The organism is Luteimonas saliphila (genome assembly GCF_016774335.1).
GTDB classification, from domain to species: domain Bacteria; phylum Pseudomonadota; class Gammaproteobacteria; order Xanthomonadales; family Xanthomonadaceae; genus Luteimonas; species Luteimonas saliphila.
Window position 1 is genome coordinate 44,740 of sequence record NZ_JAETWA010000019.1, and the last position, 23,995, is coordinate 68,734.

22 protein-coding genes and 1 pseudogene are annotated in these 23,995 nt (G+C 67.7%); 9 read left to right on the forward strand and 14 right to left on the reverse strand.

Features of this window, described 5'->3' with window-relative positions; all coding sequences use genetic code 11:
- Positions 1-5: 5 nt before the first annotated feature.
- From JMO03_RS04990 to prpB, 5 genes are all read right to left on the reverse strand, one after another.
- Entirely contained in the window at positions 6-407 is a 402-nt protein-coding gene (locus tag JMO03_RS04990) for a rhodanese-like domain-containing protein (RefSeq protein ID WP_202840960.1), read from the reverse strand.
- Positions 408-694: 287 nt separating this feature from the next.
- Positions 695-1,147, reverse strand: a complete 453-nt coding sequence (locus tag JMO03_RS04995; RefSeq protein ID WP_337926363.1) for an SRPBCC family protein — start codon at positions 1,145-1,147, stop codon at positions 695-697.
- A 277-nt stretch (positions 1,148-1,424) separates the two neighbouring features.
- The gene (gene acnD / locus JMO03_RS05000; protein WP_202840964.1) at positions 1,425-4,043 is read right to left on the reverse strand and encodes a Fe/S-dependent 2-methylisocitrate dehydratase AcnD; all 2,619 of its coding nucleotides are present in this window, start codon (positions 4,041-4,043) and stop codon (positions 1,425-1,427) included.
- Between the two features lie 162 nt (positions 4,044-4,205).
- Positions 4,206-5,360: a bifunctional 2-methylcitrate synthase/citrate synthase gene (gene prpC, locus JMO03_RS05005; protein WP_202840966.1), complete on the reverse strand. Its 1,155-nt coding sequence runs from the start codon at positions 5,358-5,360 to the stop codon at positions 4,206-4,208.
- Positions 5,361-5,553: 193 nt separating this feature from the next.
- Entirely contained in the window at positions 5,554-6,453 is a 900-nt protein-coding gene (gene prpB, locus JMO03_RS05010; RefSeq protein WP_202840968.1) for a methylisocitrate lyase, read from the reverse strand.
- A gap of 111 nt (positions 6,454-6,564) precedes the next feature.
- On the opposite strand from prpB, the gene JMO03_RS05015 reads away from it, so the two are divergent.
- The 7 genes from JMO03_RS05015 to JMO03_RS05045 all read left to right on the forward strand — a co-directional run bounded on the left by JMO03_RS05015 (position 6,565) and on the right by JMO03_RS05045 (position 12,498).
- The gene (locus tag JMO03_RS05015; protein WP_202840970.1) at positions 6,565-7,809 is read left to right on the forward strand and encodes a citrate synthase family protein; all 1,245 of its coding nucleotides are present in this window, start codon (positions 6,565-6,567) and stop codon (positions 7,807-7,809) included.
- 271 nt (positions 7,810-8,080) lie between these two features.
- Positions 8,081-8,875 carry an ABC transporter ATP-binding protein gene (locus JMO03_RS05020; RefSeq protein ID WP_238345904.1) on the forward strand — a complete coding sequence of 265 codons (795 nt, stop codon included), beginning with the start codon at positions 8,081-8,083 and terminating at the stop codon, positions 8,873-8,875.
- The gene (locus tag JMO03_RS05025; protein ID WP_202840972.1) at positions 8,875-9,624 is read left to right on the forward strand and encodes an MlaE family lipid ABC transporter permease subunit; all 750 of its coding nucleotides are present in this window, start codon (positions 8,875-8,877) and stop codon (positions 9,622-9,624) included. The genes JMO03_RS05020 and JMO03_RS05025 overlap by 1 nt, the downstream gene beginning before the upstream one ends.
- 234 nt (positions 9,625-9,858) lie before the next feature.
- Positions 9,859-10,416 carry an outer membrane lipid asymmetry maintenance protein MlaD gene (gene mlaD / locus JMO03_RS05030; protein WP_202840974.1) on the forward strand — a complete coding sequence of 186 codons (558 nt, stop codon included), beginning with the start codon at positions 9,859-9,861 and terminating at the stop codon, positions 10,414-10,416.
- Positions 10,413-11,087: an MlaC/ttg2D family ABC transporter substrate-binding protein gene (locus tag JMO03_RS05035; RefSeq protein WP_202840975.1), complete on the forward strand. Its 675-nt coding sequence runs from the start codon at positions 10,413-10,415 to the stop codon at positions 11,085-11,087. Before mlaD ends, JMO03_RS05035 begins: the two co-directional genes overlap by 4 nt.
- Positions 11,087-11,374 carry an STAS domain-containing protein gene (locus JMO03_RS05040; protein WP_202840977.1) on the forward strand — a complete coding sequence of 96 codons (288 nt, stop codon included), beginning with the start codon at positions 11,087-11,089 and terminating at the stop codon, positions 11,372-11,374. The genes JMO03_RS05035 and JMO03_RS05040 overlap by 1 nt, the downstream gene beginning before the upstream one ends.
- A 35-nt stretch (positions 11,375-11,409) precedes the next feature.
- A complete protein-coding gene (locus tag JMO03_RS05045; protein ID WP_202840986.1) occupies positions 11,410-12,498 on the forward strand; it encodes an MlaA family lipoprotein in 1,089 nt (362 codons plus the stop codon).
- A gap of 18 nt (positions 12,499-12,516) precedes the next feature.
- Here the strand turns inward: JMO03_RS05045 and JMO03_RS05050 are convergent, their stop codons facing one another.
- Together JMO03_RS05050 and JMO03_RS05055 are read right to left on the reverse strand one after the other, a co-directional pair.
- Entirely contained in the window at positions 12,517-13,662 is a 1,146-nt protein-coding gene (locus tag JMO03_RS05050; RefSeq protein WP_202840988.1) for a M23 family metallopeptidase, read from the reverse strand.
- 96 nt (positions 13,663-13,758) lie between these two features.
- Positions 13,759-15,087, reverse strand: coding sequence for a DNA recombination protein RmuC (locus JMO03_RS05055; RefSeq protein WP_202840990.1), 1,329 nt, complete (start codon positions 15,085-15,087; stop codon positions 13,759-13,761).
- A gap of 142 nt (positions 15,088-15,229) precedes the next feature.
- Here JMO03_RS05055 and JMO03_RS05060 point away from each other — a divergent pair, with 142 nt between their 5' ends.
- Positions 15,230-16,366: an alpha/beta hydrolase gene (locus tag JMO03_RS05060; RefSeq protein ID WP_238345905.1), complete on the forward strand. Its 1,137-nt coding sequence runs from the start codon at positions 15,230-15,232 to the stop codon at positions 16,364-16,366.
- A gap of 73 nt (positions 16,367-16,439) precedes the next feature.
- Here JMO03_RS05060 and JMO03_RS05065 read toward each other — a convergent pair whose 3' ends face one another.
- The 6 genes and pseudogenes from JMO03_RS05065 to JMO03_RS05090 all read right to left on the reverse strand — a co-directional run bounded on the left by JMO03_RS05065 (position 16,440) and on the right by JMO03_RS05090 (position 19,842).
- Positions 16,440-16,757 carry an SdpI family protein gene (locus JMO03_RS05065; protein WP_202840992.1) on the reverse strand — a complete coding sequence of 106 codons (318 nt, stop codon included), beginning with the start codon at positions 16,755-16,757 and terminating at the stop codon, positions 16,440-16,442.
- Positions 16,758-16,974: 217 nt separating this feature from the next.
- Positions 16,975-17,166, reverse strand: a pseudogene (locus tag JMO03_RS21615) (GNAT family N-acetyltransferase); the annotation flags it as partial.
- 203 nt (positions 17,167-17,369) lie between these two features.
- On the reverse strand, positions 17,370-17,900 hold the full coding sequence (locus JMO03_RS05075; protein WP_202840994.1) for a GNAT family N-acetyltransferase: 531 nt from the start codon (positions 17,898-17,900) through the stop codon (positions 17,370-17,372).
- A gap of 169 nt (positions 17,901-18,069) precedes the next feature.
- Positions 18,070-18,564, reverse strand: a complete 495-nt coding sequence (locus JMO03_RS05080) for a hypothetical protein (RefSeq protein ID WP_202840996.1) — start codon at positions 18,562-18,564, stop codon at positions 18,070-18,072.
- Between the two features lie 80 nt (positions 18,565-18,644).
- Positions 18,645-19,205, reverse strand: a complete 561-nt coding sequence (locus JMO03_RS05085; RefSeq protein WP_202841004.1) for a YdeI/OmpD-associated family protein — start codon at positions 19,203-19,205, stop codon at positions 18,645-18,647.
- A gap of 334 nt (positions 19,206-19,539) precedes the next feature.
- Positions 19,540-19,842, reverse strand: a complete 303-nt coding sequence (locus tag JMO03_RS05090) for a putative quinol monooxygenase (RefSeq protein WP_238345906.1) — start codon at positions 19,840-19,842, stop codon at positions 19,540-19,542.
- Positions 19,843-19,987: 145 nt separating this feature from the next.
- Here JMO03_RS05090 and JMO03_RS05095 point away from each other — a divergent pair, with 145 nt between their 5' ends.
- The gene (locus JMO03_RS05095) at positions 19,988-20,179 is read left to right on the forward strand and encodes a hypothetical protein (RefSeq protein WP_202841008.1); all 192 of its coding nucleotides are present in this window, start codon (positions 19,988-19,990) and stop codon (positions 20,177-20,179) included.
- Between the two features lie 920 nt (positions 20,180-21,099).
- Here the strand turns inward: JMO03_RS05095 and JMO03_RS05100 are convergent.
- The gene (locus JMO03_RS05100) at positions 21,100-22,014 is read right to left on the reverse strand and encodes a hypothetical protein (protein WP_202841010.1); all 915 of its coding nucleotides are present in this window, start codon (positions 22,012-22,014) and stop codon (positions 21,100-21,102) included.
- Positions 22,015-23,995: the final 1,981 nt, after the last annotated feature.

The following is a 23,995-nucleotide window of genomic DNA, read 5'->3' on the forward strand; positions in this document are numbered from 1 at the left end:
TGGATTCAGTCACGCGACGGACGCGGCGCGACCTCGCCGCCCGCGTCCTTCCAGGCATGGAAGCCGCCGGCGACATGGGCCACGTCGGGCAGCCCCATGTCCTGCAGCGTCGCGGTCGCCAGCGCCGAACGCCAGCCCGACTGGCAATACAGCACGAACCGCCGCTGCTCGCCGAATACCGGCTTGAAGTAGGGGCTGTCCGGATCGACCCAGAACTCGAGCATGCCGCGTGGCGCGTGGAAGGCGCCGGGCACCATGCCCTCGCGCTCGAGCTCGCGCACGTCGCGGAGGTCGACGAACACGACGCCCGGATCGCCGAGCAACGCCTTCGCATCCTCCACCGGCAGGGTGGTGATGCGCGCGTTGGCCGCTGCGACCAGTTGTTTGACGCCGTACTTCAGTGCCATGTCGTTGTCTCCCTTTGCTGGTGGTCCATTGGTGCGGGTCTTCCAATTGTGCGAATACTCCGCCGGCTCCAGGGTTTGGTCGATGTGAATCCCGCCGGTGGCCGCACCATCAAGACCCCTGTCATCCCGAGCGTAGCGAGGGATCTGCTACGGCCCAGCCAGACCCCTCGCTGCGCTCGGGGTGACATCCTGCACATGAGCCGCCGCTGCATTCTCATGCGGCGGGCCCTCGCCCTGCCTGGGGGCGACGCCGGGGACCAGCACCGGCTGCTTCTGCGGGCGCCTGTTCACGCGCCATCGGGGATCTCGGGTTCGACCAGCTTCGCCAGCATGTCCAGCGATTCCTGCCAGCCCATGTAGCAGAAGTCCACCGGGATCGCGGCCGGGATGCCCGCCTGCTCGACCTGCAGTTCGGTGCCGGCGATGCTCTTCTTCAGCGTCACCGTCACCTGCATCTCGCCGGGCAACCCGGGATTGTCGAAGGTATCGGTCTGGCGGATGCGTTCGTTGGGCACCAGCTCGTCGTAGGTCACGCGGAAGGAGTGGCTGGACCCGGTGCCGAAATTGGTGAACGACATCCGGTAGCCGCCGCCGACGCGCGGGTCGAACGCGTGCATGGTCCCGGTGAAGCCGTTCGGCGGCAGCCATTTCACCATCGCGTCGGCGTCGAGGAAGGCGCGGTAGACGCGCTCGGGCGGCGCGCGCAGCACGCGGTGCAGGCGGACGGTGCCGGTGGTGATGGTGGATTCGCTCACGCTTGTCTCCTTGCGAGTGGATGTCTTCCCACGACGAACCTCCGTACCCGCCTTCGACATCCTCCGTGTGTTGCCCCGTTGCGGGTCGTCTCCTTCCCCCGTAGCCCGGATAAGCGCAGCGCATCCGGGGATAACCCAGCGCTGCAGGCCAGCCTCCGCGGCCCCGGCCGCGAACGCGCCGTCCTCGTGTTCCCGCGATCCCACATGCGGCACCGGACGCATGCGCGGGGTCCCGGATGCGCTGCGCTTATCCGGGCTACGGTTACGCCGCCTTTGTCTGGGCCAGGAAATCCTGGGCGAAGCGCTGCAGCACGCCGCCGGCCTCAAAGATCGACTGCTCCTCGTCCGAATCCAGGCGGCAGGTCACCGGGACCTCGACCGTCTCGCCATCCTTGCGGTGGATCACCAGCGTCATCGACGAGCCCGGCGAGCGCTCGCCGACCACGTCGAAGGTCTCGCTGCCGTCGATGCCGAGGGTCAGCCGCGTGGTGCCCGGTTCGAATTCCAGCGGCAGCACGCCCATCCCCACCAGGTTGGTGCGGTGGATGCGCTCGAAGCCCTCGGCGACGATCGCCTCCACGCCCGCCAGGCGCACGCCCTTGGCCGCCCAGTCGCGCGAACTGCCCTGGCCGTAGTCGGCGCCGGCGACGATCAGCAGCGGCTGGTGTCGCTGCATGTAGGTCTCGATCGCCTCCCACATCCGCACCACCTCGCCCTCCGGCTCGATCCGCGCGAGCGAGCCCTGCACCACGTTGCCCCCGGCGTCGCGCACCATCTCGTTGAGCAGCTTCGGGTTGGCGAAGGTCGCGCGTTGCGCGGTGAGATGGTCGCCGCGATGGGTGGCGTAGGAATTGAAGTCCTCCTCCGGCAGGCCCATCTTCGCCAGGTACTCGCCGGCCGCGCTGCCGGCCTGGATCGCATTCGAGGGCGAGAGGTGGTCGGTGGTGATGTTGTCGCCGAGCACCGCCAGCGCGCGCATGCCGCGCAGCGTGCGTTCGCCGGCGAGCGCGCCTTCCCAGTACGGCGGGCGGCGGATGTAGGTGCTCTGCGGGCGCCAGTCGTACAGCGGGCTCACCCGCTCGCCGCTGTCGACCTGCAGCTTGAACATCGGCCCGTACACCTGACGGTACTGTTCCGGCTTGACGCTGGCCTTGACCACCGCGTCGATCTCGGCGTCGTCCGGCCACAGGTCCTTGAGCGTGACCGGGTTGCCGTCCGCGTCGAACCCCAGCGCGTCCTTCTCGATGTCGAAGCGGATGGTGCCGGCGATGGCGTATGCGATCACCAGCGGCGGCGAGGCGAGAAAGGCCTGCTTCGCATAGGGGTGGATGCGGCCATCGAAGTTGCGGTTGCCCGAGAGCACCGCCACCGAGTACAGGTCGCGCTCGATGATCTCCTTCTGGATCGCCGGGTCCAGCGCACCGCTCATGCCGTTGCAGGTGGTGCAGGCGAAGCCGACGATGCCGAAGCCGAGCCGTTCGAGCTCGCCGAGCAGGCCGGCTTCCTCCAGGTACAGCTGCACCGCCTTCGAACCCGGCGCGAGCGAGCTCTTGACCCAGGGCTTGCGAACCAGCCCTTTCGCGTTGGCGTTGCGCGCAAGCAGGCCGGCGGCGATCACGTTGCGCGGATTGGAGGTATTGGTGCAGGAGGTGATCGCGGCGATGATCACCGCGCCGTCGGGCATCAGGCCCTGCGCTTCGCCGGCCACGCCGGCGTCGCGCTTGGCGGCGTCGGCGATGCCGCGCTCGGCCAGCGCGCTGGTCGGCAGCCGCCGGTGCGGGTTCGACGGACCGGCCATGTTGCGCACGACCGTCGAGAGATCGAAGTGCAGGGTGCGCTCGTAGCGCGCGTGCGCGAGGTCGTCGGCCCACAGTCCGGCAGCCTTCGCGTAGGTTTCCACCAGCGCCACCTGCGCGTCCTCGCGGCCGGTCAGGCGCAAGTAGTCGAGGGTGTTGTCGTCGATGAAGAACATCGCCGCGGTCGCGCCGTACTCGGGCGCCATGTTCGAGATCGTGGCGCGGTCGCCGACGGTCAGCGCCGCCGCGCCCGGACCGCGGAATTCGAGATAGGCGCCGACCACCTTCTGCTGGCGCAGGAATTCAGTCAGCGCCAGCACCACGTCGGTGGCGGTGATGCCCGGCGCGGGCCTGCCGGTGAGTTCGACGCCGATCATGTCCGGCGTGCGCATCCAAGAGGCGCGGCCGAGCATCACGTTCTCGGCCTCGAGCCCGCCGACGCCGATCGCGATCACGCCCAGCGCATCCACGTGCGGGGTGTGGCTGTCGGTGCCGACGCAGGTGTCGGGGAAGGCGACGCCGTCCTGCACGTACACCACCGGCGACATCTTCTCCAGGTTGATCTGGTGCATGATCCCGTTGCCCGGCGGGATCACGTCGACGTTGCGGAACGCGCGCTTCGTCCAGTCGATGAAGTGGAAGCGGTCGGCGTTGCGGCGATCCTCGATCGCGCGGTTGCCGGCGAACGCGTCCGGATCGCTGCCGCCGCATTCCACCGACAGCGAGTGGTCGACGATCAGCTGCACCGGCACCACGGGATTGACCCGGGCCGGATCGCCGCCTTGGTCGGCGATCGCATCGCGCAGGCCGGCCAGGTCGACCAGTGCGGTCTGGCCGAGGATGTCGTGGCACACCACGCGCGCCGGGAACCAGGGGAAGTCGAGGTCGCGGCGGCGTTCGACCAGCTGCACGAGATAGTCGTCGATGCGTTCGGGATCCGCGCGCCGCACGATGTTCTCGGCGTGCACGCGCGCGGTATACGGCAGCGTGGCCCAGGCGCCCGGGCGGACGGCCTCGACGGCTTCGCGCGCGTCGAACCAGTCGAGCGTGGTACCGGGAAGGGATTTTCGGTGCTGGCTGTTCATGGCTGGCTTGATGCGGGGAATAGGGAATGGGGAATAGGGAATGGAGAGCGGGAAGCGTGATGCTCCGCTGGACATGCACCTCGGCTCCAGTGCGGACTTGCGTGGGGAATCCGGCGCATTCCTGCTATTCCCGATTCCCCATTCCCGATTCCCTGCGAGCGCTCAGCGCTCGCCGATCGGCACGTAGGTCCGGTCTTCCGGACCGGTGTAGTTCGCGCTCGGGCGGATGATCTTGCCGTCGATGCGCTGTTCGATCACGTGCGCGCTCCAGCCGCTGGTGCGCGAGATCACGAACAGCGGCGTGAACATCGCCGTCGGCACGCCCATCATGTGGTAGCTCACCGCGCTGAACCAGTCGAGGTTCGGGAACATCTTCTTGATGTCCCACATCACCGTCTCCAGGCGCTCGGCGATGTCGTACATCTTCGTGCTGCCGGCTTCCTCGGACAGGTCCTTCGCCACCTGCTTGATCACCTGGTTGCGCGGATCGGACACGGTGTAGACCGGATGGCCGAAGCCGATCACCACTTCCTTGCGCTCGACCCGCGCGCGGATGTCGGCCTCGGCCTCGTCGGGCGTGTCGTAGCGCTTCTGGATCTCGAACGCGACCTCGTTGGCCCCGCCGTGCTTCGGCCCGCGCAGCGCGCCGATCGCGCCGCAGATCGCGCTGTACATGTCGCTGCCGGTGCCGGCGATGACGCGTCCGGCGAAGGTCGAGGCGTTGAACTCGTGCTCGGCGTACAGGATCAGCGAGGTGTGCATCGCCCGCACCCAGCTGTCCTTCGGCGGATGGCCGTGCAACAGGTGCAGGAAGTGGCCGCCGATGGAATCGTCGTCGGTCTCGACGTCGATGACGCGGCCGTTGTGGCTCCAGTGGTACCAGTACAGCAGCATCGAGCCGAGCGAGGCCATCAGCCTGTCGGCGATGTCGCGCGCGCCCGGATGGTTGTGGTCGTCCTTTTCCGGCAGCACGCAGCCCAGCACCGACACGCCGGTGCGCATCACGTCCATCGGGTGCGCCGAGGCCGGCAGCTCCTCCAGCGCGGCCTTGACCGCGGCCGGCAGCCCGCGCAGCGACTTCAGCTTCGCCTTGTAGCCGCGCAGCTCGGCCGCGCTCGGTAGCTTGCCGTGCACCAGCAGGTAGGCGATCTCCTCGAACTCGGCGGTCTGCGCGAAGTCGAGGATGTCGTAGCCGCGATAGGCCAGGTCGTTGCCGGTGCGGCCGACCGTGCACAGCGCGGTGTTGCCGGCGGCGGTGCCGGACAGGGCCACCGACTTCTTCGGCTTGAACGGCGTGGCGGGATGGGCTTGGCTCATGGGATGCTCCTGGGACGGCCTGTGTGCGTTGTGTTCGGTGGCGGCGATGTCCGCTTGCCGCGGGGCGCTGCGTTGGAATGGAGGAAGCGGCCCGCGGGCCGCGCCGCAACGTGCCGGAGGGCACCGGGCACGGCCCCCGTCGTGTCCGGCCCGCCGGCCGACCATTCGCCCTCGCGCGTCGTTCGCGTGGCGCTCATTGCTTCCGGAACAGCGCGTCGAGCTTGCGTTCGAAGGCGTGGTAGCCGATGCGCTCGTACAGCTCCTCGCGCGTCTGCATCATCCCGACCACGGCCTGCTGGTGGCCGTCGCGGCGGATCGCCTCGTACACCGTCTCGGCGGCCTTGTTCATGGCGCGGAACGCCGACAGCGGGTAGAGCTGGATCGCCACGCCGGCCGAGGCCAGTTCCTCGCGCGTGAACAGCGGCGTCGCGCCGAACTCGGTGATGTTGGCCAGCACCGGCACCTCGACCGCATCCACGAACCGGCGGTAGGTCTCGAGGTCGTACGCAGCCTCGGCGAAGATGCCGTCGGCGCCCGCTTCCACACAGGCGATGGCGCGTTCGATCGCGGCGTCCACGCCGTCGACCTGGATCGCATCGGTGCGCGCGATCAGGAAGAAGTCCGCATCGGTCTTCGCATCGGCTGCGGCCTTGACCCGGTCGACCATCTCGCCCTGCGACACGATCTCCTTGCCCGGGCGATGGCCGCAGCGCTTGGCGCCGACCTGGTCCTCGATGTGGCAGGCGGCCGCACCGGCCTTGATCAGCGACTTGACGGTGCGCTCGATGTTGAAGGCGCTGGGGCCGAAGCCGGTGTCGATGTCGACCAGCAGCGGCAGCGCGCAGACATCGGTGATGCGGCGCACATCGATCAGCACATCCTCGAGCGTGTTGATGCCCAGGTCGGGCAGGCCCAGCGAACCCGCGGCGACACCACCGCCGGACAGGTAGATGGCGCGATAACCGGCCCGCTGCGCGAGCAGGGCGTGGTTGGCGTTGATCGCGCCGACCACCTGCAGCGGCGACTCGGCGGCGAGGGCGGCGCGGAACCGGGCGCCCGGTGACGCGGGGACGGCGGCGGGATCGTGGCTCATCGGCGTGGCGTCTGGCGGCGGGGATTCCCGGATGCCACGCAATGTGGCACTCTTCCTCGGGTTGATCAATCTTGATCGGACAGATCAACCTGTCTTCCGACGAGCCTGCCGATGCACACGCCTGCCGACGCCGAGCTGATCCCCGCCCCCGAGGCCTGCGCCCTGCTCGGGATCAGCGCGTCGACGCTGTACGCCTACGTCAGCCGCGGCCTGATCGAATCGCGGCCGGGCCCCGACCATCGCAGCCGGGTCTACCTGCGCCGCGACGTCGAGCGCCTGGCCCAGCGCAAGCAGGCCGGGCGCGGGGCGGCGCGCGGGGCGGCGCAGAGCCTCGACCGCGGGCTGCCGGTAATGGAAACCGCGATCTCGCTGATCCGCCCCGACGGGCCCTGCTACCGCGGCCGCCCCGCGGTGGCGCTGGTCCGCGCCGGGGCCACGCTGGAGGATGCCGCGCGCCTGCTGTGGGACTGCGGCGAGCTCGATCCCTTCGACCCGCCGCCAGCGATCGGCTGGCCGGCGCGGGTGGCGCCGCTGGCCACCGACGCGACGCTGCCGCCGCTGGAACGCGCGATGGCGGCGATCCCGCTGCTGGCCGTCGACCAGCGCCACACCCTCAACGCCGCGCCGGCGATCAAGCGCCGCATCGCCGCCACCCTGCTGCGCCAGAACGCCGCGCTGCTGGTGGCCGGCACGCCCGATGCGCGCCCGGTGCACCAGCTGCTGGCCGATGCCTGGCGACCGGGCGATGCCGGATTCGTCGAGCTCGTCCGCGCCGCGCTGGTGCTGTGCGCCGACCATGAACTCAACGTCTCCGCCTTCGCCGCGCGCGTGGTCGCGTCCACCGGCGCGCACCTGCACGCCACCGTCTGCGCCGGCCTGGCCGCGCTGTCCGGACCACGCCATGGCGGCGCCACCGCGCGCGCGTACGCCCTGCTCGCAGATGGCGCCGAGGCACGCTCGCCCGGGGCCCTGGTCCACGAACGCTGGCAGCGCGGCGACGAACTCCCCGGCTTCCACCACGTGCTCTATCCCGATGGCGACCCGCGTGGCGCGGAACTGCTGGCGATGCTGCGAGCGCGCTGCGCGGGCAACCCGCGCATGGCCGAGGTCGAGGCCCTGGTCGCCGCCGCGGCCGACACCAGTGGCCGGCTGCCCAACATCGACGGCATGCTCGCCGCGCTCTGCCATGTGCACGGACTCGGCCCGGCGCCGGCCCTGGTCCTGTTCGCCGCCGGCCGCCTGGCGGGTTGGCTCGCCCACGCCCAGGAGCAGCAGGACCGCGGCCGCCTGATCCGGCCTCGCGCGCAGTATGTCGGGGTGGTGCCGGAGCCGGCGGACGACCCGCCGCCGGGCTGACCGGGAGGCCGGCGGGCCGAGACTTCCAGCCTGGTCGCCTCGTCGCTCTGCAACCAGCCCCCGCCCGAGCTCGGCGCCGTCCTGGGCCATCGGCGGACCCCACCTGGGCCGGTTGCCGCGTATCACCCGGGCCCCGCACACCCCCACCATCGGCACACTTACCCGCGCCGGCATTCCTGTACCTTCCGGTTCAGTGACTCCGGCCCGGTTCAGCCGCCATTGGCGATCCTGTCGCGCTTGCCGGTCCCGACCGGCCTCCTCGTTGTCCCCCATGTCCATCGACGCCAACGACGCTCCCGCCGTGCGCCTTGCCGGGGTCCGCCTGGACCGCGGTACGCGCACCATCCTGTCCGGCCTCGACCTCGAGGTGCCGCGCGGCAGCGTGACCGCGGTGCTCGGGCCCTCGGGCTGCGGCAAGTCGACCCTGCTCGCCGCGCTGACCGGCGAACTGGTGCCGGCCGCGGGGACCGTCGAGGTGCTGGGACGGCCGGTGCCCAGGCGCCAGCGCGAGCTGCTGGAACTGCGCAAGTCCATCGGCGTGCTGCTGCAGGGCAACGGCCTGCTCACCGACCTCACCGCCGCCGAGAACATCGCCCTGCCGCTGCGCACCCACACCCGGCTGCCGCGCGCGGTGATCGACCGGCTGGTGGAGATGAAGCTGCATGCGGTGGGCCTGCGCGCCGCCGGCGACGCCTATCCGCGCGAGCTGTCCGGCGGCATGGCGCGCCGGGTCGCGCTGGCGCGCGCGATCGCGCTCGACCCGCCGCTGATGATCTACGACGAACCGCTGACCGGCCTCGACCCGATCGCCACGGGCGTGATCATCAACCTGATATCCGAACTCAACGACCGCCTCGGCCTGACCAGCATCATCGTCACCCACCACGTGCACGAGACCCTGCCGATCGCCGACCGCGCGGTGGTGATGGCCAACGGCGGCGTGGTCTACTCCGGCACGCCCGACGAACTCCGGGCCAGCGACGATCCGCTGGTGCAGCAGTTCCTGCAGGGCAAGCCGGATGGTCCGATCGCGTTCGACAGCAGCCCGCACCGGGAGGCGGCGTGATGGCGCTCGCCGAATCCATCCGCTCGGTCGGGCGCGGCGGACTGTTCTCGCTGTCGGTGCTGCGCGCGTCGAAGCCCACGGCCGACTTCTTCGCCGAGCTCGTCCGCGAGATCTACAAGGTGGGCGCGCGCTCGCTGCCGATCATCGCGGTCGGCGGCGCCTTCGTCGGCCTGTCGCTGACACTGCTCGGGTTCCGCGCCCTCGAGACCTACGGGGCCAGCAACCAGGTCAGCGTGCTGATCGGGCTGGGCCTGTACCGCGAACTGGCGCCGGTGCTGACCGCGCTGCTGTTCGTCGGCCGCGCCGGCTCGTCGATCGCCGCCGAGCTGGGCCTGATGCGCGCCACCGACCAGATCACCGCGCTCGGGCTGATGGGCATCGACCCGGTGGCCAAGGCGGTCGCGCCGCGCTTCTGGGCGGCGGTGCTGACCGTGCCGCTGCTGGTCGGCTTCTTCGCCAGCTTCGCGATCGCCGCCAGCTGGTTCCAGGCGGTGCAGGTGCTGGGCATCGACAACGGCATGTTCTGGCAGACGATGAAGGACTCGGTCGACTTCCGCGACGACTTCGTGCCCGCGTTCGTCAAGGCGGCCGTGTTCGGCGGCACCGCGGCGCTGGTGGCCTCGTACGTGGGCTATCACGCCGAGCCGACGATCGAAGGCACTTCGGTCGCCACCACGCGCGCAGTGGTCAACGCCTCGCTGCTGGTGCTGATGTTCAACTTCGTGCTGTCGGCGTTCCTGTTCCGATAGCCGGAGAGCGGCCCATCCCGGTTCATTCATGCCCATCTTGATTCGTTCACACCCATCGCGGTTCATTCAGACGAGCCCCCAGACAATGCCAATTCGCCGCCACCTCGCCACCTGCCGCTGTCATCCCGAGCGCAGCGAGGGATCTGGTTTTCCGCAACAGCATGGGCAGATCCCTCGCTGCGCCCGGGATGACAGGTCCGTGCGGGACGACCGCAAGGATCCGGAGATCCACTCATGAGCACCCGCGGACCCCGTCTCGAATTCGCCGTCGGCGCCTTCCTGGTGCTGGCGCTGGGCTCGCTGCTGGTACTGGCGATCGCCTCCACCAACGGCAAGTTCGGTTTCGCCCGCGACAGTTACGAGCTGGTCGCGCGTTTCACCCAGGTCGGCCAGCTGCGACCGAACGCGCCGGTCAAGATCGGCGGCGTGACCGTCGGCCGGGTGGCGCGGATCGACCTCGATCCGCTGAAGTTCGATTCCATCGTCACCCTGGCCATCGACAGCCGCTTCGCCGAGATCCCGCTCGACACCTCGGCCGGCATCCTCACCGGCGGCCTGCTCGGCGAGAGCTACGTCGGCCTGCAGCCCGGCGGCGACATGGAGTCGTTGCAACCCGGCGAGGAGATCGCATTCACCACGCCCGCCGTCGACCTGATGCAGATGGTCGGCAAGTACATGTTCAGCGGCGGCGGCGACGACGCGCCGCCTCCGCCCCCCCCGCCCGGCGATGCTGCGCAGCCCGCCGCCGCGCCCCCCGCGACACCCGCTCCCGAAGAAGGAACGACCCCATGAACACCCCCACCCGCAAGTTCCTCGTGCTCTCGCTCGCCGCGAGCCTGTCCGTCGCCGCGCCGGTCGTGTCGTTCGCGCAGACCGCGCCCGCGGCTGCGCCGGCACCCGCCAACATGCAGGGCTCGCCGAGCGAACTGGTGCTCGAGAATACCCGGCGCGTGCTGGAGACGATCGAGGCGCGCCGCACCGAATTCGCCCGCGACCGCGCCGCGCTGCAGCGCTTCGTCAGCGGCGAATTCACCACCATGTTCGACCGCGACTACGCCGCGCGCCAGGTGCTCGGTCGCCATGGGCGCGGCGCCTCCGACGCCGACGTCAAGGCGTTCGGCGACGCGCTCGCCGACAACCTGATGCGCCGCTACGGCTCCTCGCTGATCGACTTCAACACCCGCCTGCAGGTCCGCATCAAGTCCGAGACGGCGCTGCCGCGCGGGCTCGGGGTGAAGGTATCGAGCGAGCTGGTGCGCCAGGGCGGCGAGCCGATCCCGGTCGACTACCTGATGCGCCGCGCCGGCAGCGGCTGGCGCGTATTCGACGTGATGGTCGAGGGCGTGTCGTTCGTGCAGACCTTCCGCCAGCAGTTCGACCCCGAGCTGCAGCGCAAGTCGATCGCGCAGGTGACGCAGGAGCTGCGCAGCGGCCAGCTCGCGGTGGACGCGAGTACCGACTGATGGCGACGCCGGCCACCGTGCGCCGCGAGGGCGACGCGCTGGCATTCGCCGGCGCGCTGACCCGCGAGGCGGCAGCCGTGCTGTGGCCGCAGGCGCTGGCGCTGTTGCCGCAGGCGCAACGCTTCGATCTGTCGGCAGTGTCGTCTGTCGACAGTGCCGGTCTTGCGCTGCTGGTGGAACTCGCGCAACGTAGCGGCGGCGTGTCCGTTGCCGGCGACCCACCGGGACTCGACGGCCTGCGGCGCGCCTACCGCCTCTCTCCCGCCCTGTCCTTCGCGCAGGCATGACGCCTGCGCGCCGATACGTCCGACGGATCGCCACGATGACGCCGACCCCCCGCCTGCGCCTGTCTGTCCTGCTGCTGCCGTTGCTGTTCGCCGCCTGCGCCGGCAGCGGCGGCACGCGCGATACCGCGACCGATCCGGTGACGATCGCACCCGAAAGCGCGTTCACCGACGCAGGCGCGACCGGCGGACCCGCCTCAGCGAGCGCGACGGTATCCGCGCCGCCTGCTGCGGACGGGATGGCCGCCACGCCGGCGCCGCCCCCCGGCGAAGCGATGCCTGCCGCCGATGCCGCGAACGCCGTCGCGCCTGCCGGCGAGCCTCCTACCCAGGCCGAGTACGACTACGCGGCGATCTACGGCCCGACGCCCTACGACCCGGTCGCCGATCCCACCCTGCCTGCGCCGGCGCAGCTGCCCGCCAGCTACGACCCGTGGGAAAACTGGAACCGCAAGGTCCACCGCTTCAACAACGCCGTCGACCGCACCATCGCCACGCCGCTGGCGCGCGCCTACGTCACGGTCGTGCCGCGTCCCGTGCGGCTGGGCGTGGGCAATTTCTTCAACAACCTCGGCCAGCCGGTGAGCGCGCTCAACGCGCTGCTGCAGGGCCGGCCGGGACAGGCGGGGCAGTCGCTCGGCCGCTTCCTGCTCAACAGCACGGTCGGCATCGGCGGCCTGTTCGACCCGGCCTCGGCCGCGAACATCCCCTACCGCAGCGAGGATTTCGGCCAGACGCTCGGGGTGTGGGGCTGGAAGAGCTCGCGCTACCTCGAGCTGCCGCTGTTCGGTCCGCGCACGCTGCGCGACACCTTCGGCCTGGTCGGCGACGCACCGCTTTCGCCGATCCGCCAGGTCGAAGACGACGGCACCCGCATTTTCCTGCAGGGCCTGCAACTGGTCGACTTGCGCACCCAGCTGTTCGCGCTCGACGGCATGCGCGAGGGCGCCACCGACGAGTACGCGCTGGTGCGCGATGCCTGGCTGCAGCGCCGCAACTACCAGATCCAGGCCGACCGCCGTCGCCCGGAAGACGACGAGCTGCCGGACTACCTGCGCGAGGACGACACCACGCCCACCGTCCCGGTCGACGTGATGCCGGTGGTGCCGCTGTCGCCGACGCCCTGACGGGCGGGCCGGGGGCGATCAGTCGGGAAAGCGCAGCACGCTGTTGTCGGCCGGGCGCTCGTGCCGGCGCACCACGGTGTCGGGATCGGCGTGCGGCGTCCACGGTCGCGCGCCCAGCGCTTCGATGTCGGTGTAGCGGCCGAGCACGCTGAAGCCTTCGAACGCGAACGGCAGGCCATCGCCGCCGAGCAGCGAGGCATCGTCGGCCACGTGGAAATGCAGGTGCGGCCAGTTGCCGCTGCCGCTGTAGCCGACCTCGCCGATCACCTCGCCGCGCCGCACCCGCTGTCCGGCCGCGACCCGCACGCTGCCCGGGCGCAGATGTTCGTAGATCGCGTGGCGTCCCTCGCCCAGCGCCAGCACCACGTAGTTCCCGCTGCCCGCCGTCAGCGGGTGCCGGCCGTTCTGCGAGATGCGTGCCGCCTCCGGATAGTCCCCGCGCATCGCAACCACGGTCGCATCGGCCACCGCGAGCACTGGTTCGCCATGGGCATGTGCGTTGCGCACGAGGTCGGCATCGCCGGCGGCGAGGCGTCCGTGAGCGTCGAGCTTGACCAGGTCGATCGCGAAGCGCCCGGGCAGGGTCGCGCGTCCTTCCACCGCGTAGAACACGCGGCGATGTCCGCGCGGCCAGGCGGGATCGAACACCGCCGCCCAGGGTCCACCGCGCAGGGGCGGGCCGAGCACAGGCGCGGGACGCGGATCGGGCGCGACCTTTGCGCCTTCTATGTGGGAGAGCGCTTCGGCGCCCTCCACCCGGTAGGCCACGCGATGGTGGAGGCGCGAGGGGACCGCGTCCGGCGCCAAGTCGAGTTCGAGGTACAGCACCTTGCGCGCGCCGGGAGCGATCACGGTGGAGTCCGTGGTTCCGGCGGTCGGTACCGCGGGCGCCAGCCTGGCGGCAAGTGCCGTCCCGGTGAACGTCGCCAGGACCAGATCGTCTTCGCCACGCACGTCGATCGCCACCGGCCGCAGCGGTTCGCGGGAGAAGTTGGTCAGATGCAGTTCGTAGAACAGGCGCACGCGCCCTTCCGACGCGGCCGGCGCCGGTGCCAGCGGCACCCGCAGTTCGAACGACTCGCGCTCCGCGGCTGCGTGGCCGATTAGCGCCAGCCATGCGAGCAAGACTCCTGCGAACCGGATGCCGCTGCGGCGTCCACGCATGCCGGGTTCTCCCGCGATGGCCAGCCTTGGAGTGTCGTGCGAAGGGCCGGCGGATTCACGTGCCGGAAGTCGGGCACCCGAGGTCCCGCCCTTGCCTCAGTCGTCGGCATCCAGCAGCGGTGGCGCGTCTTCGGTGCCGGGCAACGACTCAACGCCCTTGAGCTGGCGCTCGATCGCGCGGGTGCGCACGCCGGCCTGCTTGATGCTGTTCTGCACGGTGTCGAGCTGCGAGTTGGCCTTCTCCAGCACCGTGGCGAACTTGCCGAACTCCGACTTCACCGTGCCCAGCAGCTGCCACACCTCGCTGGAGCGCTTCTCGATCGCCAGCGTGCGGAACCCCATCTGCAGGCTGTTGAGCAGCGCCAGCAGCGTGGTCGGCCCGACCAGGGTCACGCGGAACTCGCGCTGCAGCACTTCGAACAGTCCGGGCCGGCGCAGCACTTCCGCGTACAGCCCCTCGGTCGGCAGGAACAGCAGCGCGAAATCGGTGGTGTGCGGCGGCGCGAGGTACTTGTCGCGGATCCGTCGCGCCTCCAGCTTCACCTGCCGCTCCAGTCCGACGGAGGCGGCATTGACCGCGTCGACGTCGACGCGGTCCTGGGCATCGAGCAGGCGCTCGTAATCCTCGCGCGGGAACTTGGCATCGATCGGCAGCAGGATCGGCGTGTCGTGGCTGCCCGGCAGGCGCACCGCGAATTCCACCCGCTCGCTGCTGCCCGGCACGGTGGCGACGTTGCAGGCGTACTGCTCGATCGTCAGCACCTGTTCGAGCAATGCGCCCAGCTGCACCTCGCCGAAGATGCCGCGGGTCTTGACGTTGGTCAGCACGCGCTTGAGGTCGCCCACGCCGGTCGCCAGCTGCTGCATCTCGCCCAGGCCGCGCTGCACCTGTTCCAGCCGCTCCGACACCAGCCGGAACGATTGCCCGAGCCGGGTTTCCAGCGTCGACTGCAGCTTCTCGTCCACGGTCGCACGCATCTGCTCGAGCTTCTCGGCGTTGTCGGCCTGCAGCCGCTGCAGCTGCTGTTCGAGCGTGGCGCGCATCTCGCCGATGCGCTGTTCGTTACGCTGGGTCAGCTCGGCCAGCCGCTGCCCGAGCGCGACCTCGAAACGCTGGTGCAGTTCCGCGGTTTCGGAGCGCGCCTTGCGCGCGTCGTCGGTCAGCGCCTCGCGCAGCACGTCCAGGCGCTGGTCGGTGCGGGTGGCGAGGTCGTCGAGCCGGCGCCCGAACGCATCGATTCGCTGTTCCTGCGAGGCCGACAGGCTGTCGAGCTGCTGGCGCAGTTCCGCGCGGCCGTCGCGCTGTTCCTCACGCAGCGCCTGCTCCAGGCGCGCTTCCGGGCGGCGCAGCAGCAGCACGACCAGCAGCGCCAGCGCCGCAAGTCCCATCCCGCACAACAACCACAGCAACGTCTCCTGGTCCATGCCGCCAGTGTAGCCGGGCGGCGTCTCAGGATGCGCCGCGGGCGCTGCGCTGCGACGCCGCGCGTGCGTGCCTGCCTCGTCACGCTGCAACCGGGGCGCTGGTGGACGTATCTGCTGTGGGAAAGGACTGGAGGACACGACCTTGACCGCCCGCACCGTGTACATCCGCTTCGTCATCGCCACGTGTCTGCTCGCCTGCACCGCCATGTTCGCCCTGGTGTCCGTGCCCGCGCGCGCCCAGGCCCCGCAAGCGGTGGCCGACGATGCCGCCCGCGCCCGTGCCGTGGTCGAGGACCTGATGCGCATCCCCGATCCCGATGGCGTGCAGGAGACGTACAGGACGCGGATCCACGGCGTCGAGCAGTGGATCAGCATCCGCGGCCAGGACCGCGCCAACCCCGTGATCCTGTTCGTGCACGGCGGCCCGGCGTCGCCGACCATGTCCAGCCTGTGGCAGTTCCAGCGCCCGCTGGAGGAATACTTCACGATGGTCCATTACGACCAGCGTGGCGCCGGCAAGACGTACCGCGAGAACCACTCGGAGGCGGTCGCGCGGACCATCCGCATCCAGGCCTATGTCGACGACCTGGTCGCCATCGCCGAGCACGTGCGCACCCGGCTCGGCAAGGACAGGCTGGTACTGATGGCGCACAGCTGGGGCACGATCCCGGCGATGCATGCCGCGCTGGCGCGGCCCGACCTGTTCCACGCCTACGTCGGCGTCGGCCAGGTGATCAACGTACGCGACAACGAGCGCATCAGCATCGAATACGGGCTGGTCGAGGCGAAGCGCCGCGGCGATGCCGATGCCGTGCGCGAGATCGAGGCGTTGCTGCCCTACCCGGGCGACCGGCCGCTCACCCGCGAACGCATCGTCGCCGCGCGCAAGTGGCCGCAGCACTACGGCGGCATGGCCGCGCATCGCGATGCCACCAACCTGTGGTTCTACGGCGCCGCGCGCCTGTCGCCCGACTACGACGCGCAGGATCGCGCCGCGATCAACGCCGGCAGCCTGTTCACCCTCGAACGGCTGCTCGACGAGTTCGTGCAGGTGGATTTCAAGCCGGTACGCGAGTTCCCGATCCCGGTGGTGATGTTCATGGGTCGCCATGACTACACCACGCCGTCGCAGCCCACGGCGGAGTGGCTGTCGCGCGTCGACGCGCCCTACAAGCGCGGGGTGTGGTTCGAACGTTCCGCGCACATGATCCCGTGGGAAGAGCCGGGCAAGACCCTGATCAGCCTGCTCGAGACCGTGCGGCCGCTGGCGCGCGAGTAGCGGCGGTCGCGGCCGCGCAACTCGCATGTCGCGTCCAGGCGGACACGAGGCGGCCTGCGTTTCCCTTGCAGCCTCAGTCCACGGGGTACCTGCGCAGGTGGATGAGGCTCGCGACCAGTACGACCACCATCGCCAGCACCAGGCAGGCGACAGGCACCCATTCGGGCCACGTGTCCGGCACCAGCCAGGTGGCCGCCGTGGTGGCGGCCGCGGCGATCAGCAGCGCCCGCCCCGACCACGCATTGGCGGGATACCAGATCGACGGATGCGACAGGCTGCGCCGTGTGCGCAGTCCGTACAGCGGATTGGGTGGCACCCGGCGCAGGATCAGCGGCACGCCCAGTCCGGCCAGCAGGACGCAGGCTGCGGTGACGACGATGCGGATGTCCATGGATACGCTCCTCCCGTTCGCGTCGATGGTCGCCTGCAGATCGTTGCGCGCACCGCGGGAACGACGCAAGACGTCTCGCCACGGCAGCGGCACTACGCCTGCAGCCCAAGCCGATGGAAGCGCGTCCCGGGCAGGTGCGCACGTTTCTCCACGACGCGCAGGCGCCGGTAGAGGGCCCGGGCCGCGCCATGGTGAGCAGGGTGTCCAGGCGCAATTCCCCGGGGCCGGCATCGCGCGCGGCTTCGACCATCGATTCGACCAGGCGCCGGCCCAGGCCCCAGTTGCGGAAGGCCGGCCGCACGTAGAGTCGCTTCATTTCCGCCGCACGCGCGTCGAACGGCCGCAGCGCCGCGCACCCCGCCACGTCCCCGGCCACGCGGGCGATCAGCAATGCGCCGCGTGGCGGCACGTATGGTTGCGGCAGCGCCGCGAGCTCGACGCTGAACCCCTGGTACTCCAGGTCCGTGCCGATGGCCGCGCGTATTCGAGCAACAGGCTTCTCGCGATCGCGACCAGGTCCGGCTGGTCCGCCTGCCGCAGCACGATCCCGATCGACGTCATGGTGCGTGACCCCGGGCCAGCATCGCGACGCGACCGCGCATCGGCGAACGGTCAGCCACCCAGCACCAGGCCCATGATGTGGTCGTCGTAATCCTCGTTCCCCACTTTGAACCTGCGCTCGCCCAGGCGGACGAAGCCGATGCGCTCGTAGAAGCGGATCGCCGGTGCGTTGTGCGCGTAGACGCCTAGCAGCAATCGGCGCGCACCCGCGCCCGCCGCATGCGCGATGGCGGCCGACACCAGCCGACTGCCGTGGCCGCCGCCACGGAACCTGTCCAGCAGGTAGACGCGCTTGAGTTCGAGATCGCCGGTCGTATCGGGCAACGGCAGCTGCGCCGGCGCCACCACCATGTAGCCCACGGGTGCCCCACCCGGTTGGCACTCCAGGAGCCAGGCCGCATGGTCCGCGCTCGCCAGCCACGCCGCGTACTGCTCCACCGACTGCGCGCGCCGGCAATGCGCGACGATCGCCTCGCCATCGAGGATGCCCGCGAAGGTCTCGAGGAAGGTCGCGCCCCCCACCAGGGCTAGCGCGGCCTCGTCGCCCATGACGCAGCGCCTGATGCAGGTGTCGTTCGTCATCGTCTCGCTCGTCCTGTGTGGCGTGATCGTCGCGTCACTGTGTGCGCCCGGCTCGGCTCGCCACGCCGACGAGCCCTGCAGGGAACGATGCGCCGACCCGCGTCGCCGGGTCCCATGTCCCACGGGAGCCGGATGTCGCATCGATCCCCGTCGCGCAGGCGCCCCGAAACTAGCCGCGACCGGCGCGCACGAAATCCATCGTCCAGTTGGTCTCCCAGGTCGCTCCGCCGTCGCTGGAGAACGCCTGCTCCCACCGCGGCCGCGACGGGTCGGCCGCGAACCAGTGGAAGCGGACTCGAATCGGCACGCCGTTGAAGGTGTCGTCCGCGAAGAAGGTGCCCACGCCGTTCTCGAACGTGCCGACCACGGGCACGTCGATCCGCCCGGGCGCCCGGCCGTCCAGCCACCAGATCGACCACCGCCGTTCCCGGGGATCGAACGAACGCAGCGCGAGCGCCCTGTAGGTTCCTTCCGGAAGGTGGAGCACGTTGTCCTCGACGTTGCCGTAGCCACCGAGCACTTTGCGCGTCGACATTTCGCCGTCGAACTCCACCCAGTCCGTGCATCCTGCAAGCCGATCCCGCAGCCGGCGGTGCTTCACGCGCCAGTCGCCGACGGCGAAATTGAAATCCTGCGGTGGCTCATCGCGCTCTACCGATGTCATGTGCCGCTCCCTTGGGCTGTAAGACGATGGTCGAGCGGTGCCGCGGGCGCTTTGCCGCTCGAATGATTGCGGGCCGCTTCCTACAGACGTCGGCCTTGGGCGCAGGCCTCGATGAGGGAGGCCAGTCGGCGGCTACGTGTGTCGGCCTGCTTCGCGCTGACCACCCACCACGTGATCTTCTTCCGGTAGCCGGGTGGCAACGCCTCGAAGTACTGCCGCGCGACCGCGTGGCCCTCGAGCTGCTTCAGCTCGGCCGCGGAGAACGCGACCTCCTGCTGCTCGTAGGACGCCGTCCGCGACTTCGCTTCCGTGCGTGCCGCATAGGCCTGCAGGCCTGCAGGCGTCATGCGGCCCAGCTTGTGGAGCGCCTCGGCCTTGCGGATATTGACGGCGCTCCAGTTCGAGCCGGGCTTCCTCGGCGTGAAGCGGATCCTGTACCTCTGGTCGTCGACCCGGTGGCGCACGCCATCGATCCAGCCGACGCACAGCGCCTCGTCCACGGCCTCGGACCAGGACAGGGCCGCGGCGCCGCTACCGGTCTTCATGAAGCCCACGACCAGCTCCGACGAGGTGGGCGCGTGCCTGGCGAACCATTGCCGCAGTTCCACCGCGTCCTTGAAGTAGATGGGCCCGGTCGTCATTCCTCTGGCCTCGAGAACACGCATCACCGGGCGCCATTGAACGACCGATGACGTGCCCGATCAAGATGACCGATGGCATGGGTACGAGCACCGATCGCGAGCATGACGAGGTCAGGTCCCCGGACCTGCAAGGGTTCGGTCCCCGAGTTGGGCAAGGCCGATAACAATTCCGGCGCACGACGCCGCTTGAACGATAGGCCCCAGCCCGCGGATCTCATGATGGCCCGAGCGCGCCGCGCTCACCCCAAGGCCGAATACACGAATGCAACGTTCCGCTTCCGATGATCAGTGACCGATCACTCTGCTGTTGCAGGAGGAGTCCATACATGAATTGTTAGGCGGCTGTCTGGATACCATGGCCACCCACCGGCACAGTCTCTATGTACTGGTCGAAGCCCGCAATCAGCGGTCTGCCGCGCGAGATTGCGTCCTTGATCGAAGGTAGTGACAAGGACGCCTTGTGACTGGCTTGGCTGTCCCAGACCTCTGTTACCCAGATTGCGTCGGCGTCTGCCGGATCCTGCGCGACCACATAGCTCAGGCAGCCAGGCATGTCCGACACACCGTCAAGAAGGATGGCAATCAGAGCGTCGCGCTGTCCTGTCACTGCCCTGACCTTGCCGATCAGTCCATACATTCCGGTCTCTCCAGTCAGTGCAGCTTTACCAGGCATAGTAAGTACCACCGTCCCAGCCGCCGCTGTAGCAACAAAGGTTCGTCTGCTGATATGCATCAAAGCCGCTTAACGCCTGAGTTAAGCCGACCCGCGAAGCGGGTTCGGCTTGAATGAATTGTTAGGTGCCATCGACGCGGGTAGCAGCTTGTTCTTCAAGGTATCTGAGGTCGTCTATGGCCAGGGCTGGCGGAAGAGCCATGAACTGAGCGAAGGGCTCTCTATCAAACAGGTACAGCAGATTGGGCTCCTGCCCTTGAAACTCAACCAAAAACTGGCATTTTCCCGGCGCGATCTGTAGAGACTGCCGGGTTGTTAGCTTGTCACCAATCTTGAACTGACCTTTCCAAGCGACTAACACCCACCACTGTATTGTCTGTCTGACGTTACGCGTTTGCGATCTGCCGTCTACCCTCTCTGGCTTAATGGAATTGCCGAGCGGAACAGCTAGAACTACGGAATGAGCGTCAGCGAACCGTGTACTGGGTGGATCTATGAAGAGGGAACACGCCATAGCGCCAGAGCTGGAGGCCGCCAGAATCAGAAGTGTAAGCATCAACGCTGTCTTGAGCATGGCACCTAACGCCAGAATTAAGCCGACCCGCGAAGCGGGTTCGGCTTAAATGAATTGTTACCGCGCACTCTACCCGATTGCTGGCAGGGAGAAAGCAGGGGAGCTTGCCCCGGTAAGAGAAAGGCCCCGGAACCTCTGGCGACGTGGCGGGACAGTGAGCGCAGCCCTCACCGAAACAATCTGCCAGGCGGAGCAACCGCAATTCACGCGGCCCCACGCGGCGACCCGCTATCACCGAAGACCGTGGCCAAAACCAAACCGCTCTTTGCGGGCTACCGCCTGAATCAAGCCGCGCCGCGAAGCGGCGTCGGCTTGAATGAATTGTTAGGCCTCACTCCGCCTGCCAAGCAGAGCCAGCCCCAATAGGCCAACAATAGAGCCAGTGACCACCGCCGCCAAGAGTATCCAATAAAAGCTCCATGATTGCCCCTTGCCAATCACAACGAAGAATGTGCAAGCAAGAGTAGCGATGGATGTTGCCGCTGCCCCTCGTTTTGTCAGCTTGCGGTCCCGCAAGAAGTGCCGGCTAACGAAGTAGGTGGCAAGCGCAATGATGATTGAAAGTGCGACGGCAGCTACGTTGCTCATGTGAGGCCTGGCGCCTGAATTAAGCCGACCCGCGAAGCGGGTTCGGCTTGAATGAATTGTTAGAACTTGATGCGAGGCTGGTAGGTCAACGACGGTCCTATCACTTCAAGCACCCTTCTAACGGAGTGTGTTACATGCACAACCTCCATGTTGTGTCCATAGAAAACTTCCTCGTGCATGAGCACGCGCAAAGAGTCGCCCGGCTTGACCTCAATCTCGCCGGATTGATAGGCGCTAAGCCACTCCGCGTGATCGATGCTCGCGTAGATGCTATGACCAGCGTACTTCAACACCCACTGCGACCGCCCGAGAAAGTCAGGCTTCTTCACTTTCACAATTCGCTCATCGTCGGAAATGATGATTTCTTTGGTGAGCAACTGACGGATCAGATCTTCGTGGACATGCTGGATGTGCGGTAACTCAATGTTGCCGTAAGGGCTTTCATAGCGAACGGTGTCACGCTGATCAAGAAGACTGATTGATCTGTCAATCTCTGCGATAACGCCCAACAGGTTCTTGTTATCAATGGGGCGGTAAATTGGCAGGTGGCGTGCTTGTATTTGCTCCGCCGCAAGCTGAATCCGCTCCTGCAGGGTTTGAACCTGATCCAGGTCGGTGATTTGAGGATTCTCCTTGAGCCAGTCACAGACAATGTATTTCGCTTGAACAAGGAAGTGTCCAAGTATCTTCTTCCATTCTCCGTCTTTGAGCGCATCATCTGGAATGCCGCCGATAACATTGCGAAGGCGAGATTTGAGCGATGCGGCCGTTACGTCTTCCAGCACTAGTTCTGTTTGTGGCGCATCAAGAATCACACCGGCCAGCGCTTGGTCTAGCTGAGCGAACGTATCAATCAGCTCACCCATAGCGTGGAACACTCGCGACGGATCTCCATCACCTTTCACGTAGTCGATGTAGATATCGAAGTGCGCTTGGCTTTGTGTGCTTTCCATCGCCTTGATCTCCCCAGTCAAGTTCTAACGCCTGAGTTAAGCCGCGCCGCGTAGTGGAGCAAAGCACATGGCAAGCTGTACCTGCCATGTGCTTTGTGTAACGAAGCGGCGTCGGCTTGAACGAACTGTTAGGCGGAACGCTACGACGAAAACCGGGGTGGGGCAAGCTCTTGGCTTGGGATGCGGCCGGAGCCAATGGCGCCCGGGTGCGCCGGCCCTGGACCTGTCCCCGGACTTGGCCGAAGCCGGCGATGGACGGTCCGATTGCAACGCCTGCATCCAGCCATCCGAAGGCTGCCGCGACGAACTATCCCGGCGCGCTTGTGACTACCTGGCTGAAGTCAAAGATGCTGGCAGCACGTTGGCCGATCCGATTGCGACGACACTCAATGACACGACATTGCAGCGTGCCGCCTAACGCCTGAATTAAGCCGACCCGCAAAGCGGTGTCGGCTTGAATGAATTGTTAGGGCTCGCAGACGGGAGCGTTGCGGGCCAGCGTGATTGTATTGAACCCATCCGACAGCTGGATAGTTTGCCAACAGTGAGTGCCGCCGAATGCCGGAATCTCGCTCTGGCGAAAAGTCCCTCGCATGCGAGTCCCACCATCGTCGGACTCTGTGGCGCCAAAGACGGCAACCGCTTCTGAGCCGTTAAGCGTAACGGCGATCTCGTACTCCCCGGTTGTTGTGTCGGTGAGCGAGCCTGAAAGATGCATTCCTTGGCGGTGCAGTGAACCATAACCCTTCACCGCCTCCAAGTTGGTACTTCGGCTTACGTACACGAATTCCCATGCTTGCCGTTCGCTTGCAGCAGCATCACACGCCAAAATTGCAAGGAGCACTGCTTGAGCTGCTGTACGCATTGGTGAGCCCTAACGCCAGAATTAAGCCGACCCGCGAAGCGGGTACGGCTTGAATGATTTGTTAGGCCGCAGCATGCGACGACAGACAGGGGGCGTGCAAGGCCTTTGCTCTGGATGCGCCCTAGGCTAGGACCGTGAGCGCGCGGCGAGGAACTAGCCGCAGGGGATCTACCAAAGCCAGGGCGTGCCCCGCGATGCGGGCTGCCCACTGCCTGGCCGGCGGCCAAGCACCCGAAGACCAGCAACCGGACGGCGCATCTGTCCCGCGCGGTGACAGACCGACTGGAGCATAAGGATGCTCCGCGATGCGATGCGCTGGCCGAGCAGGTGCAAGCGCTACTGCTTGCCTTTGCTCTTTGCGGCCTAACGCCTGAGTTAAGCCGCGCCGCGTAGTGGAGCAAAGCGCATGGCAAGCTCTACCTGCCATGTGCTTTGTGTAACGAAGCGGCGTCGGCTTGAACGAACTGTTAGGCGGAACGCTACGACGAAAACCGGGATGCGGCAAGCTCTTGGCTTGGGATGTGGCCGGAGCCAGGGTACCTGGGCGCGCCGGCTACGAGCCCGTCCCGGTACTTGGCCGAAGCCCGCGATGAACCGTCCGGTTGTGGCGCCTGCCACTGGCTGTCCGAAGGCTGCCGCGACGCACTATCCCGGCGCGCTTGCAACTACCTGGCCGAAGCCAAAGATGCCGGCAGCATTCTGGCCAATCCAATTGTGACGACACTCAATGAAACGAGGCTGCAGCGTGCCGCCTAACGCCTGAATTAAGCCGCGCCGCGAAGCGGCGTCGGCTTGAATGAATTGTTAGGCCGCGCGCCCGCGACCAAGAACCGGCGATAGCATCCGCGCCGGCAACCAGAGAATGGCTCCGACCACAGCGTAGAGCAGAACGTTGAGAAGGCTTGCCAGCAGCATGTACTGAGCCGAGCACCAAGTGAACCAGCTCTGGCAGGCCTCCGCGGCCATAAGAATGATTGAGGGAGGGAACAGGAACACGAACCAAGCCTCAAGGTACTGATGCCACGAACTAGGCGCGACGGAAAAGATTGCTAGAAGAACCACAGCCGCGGCGAGGCCAGCAACAGCCCAGCGAAATAACCATTTCAGTAGCGACACTGTTGCCATAGCGGCCTAACG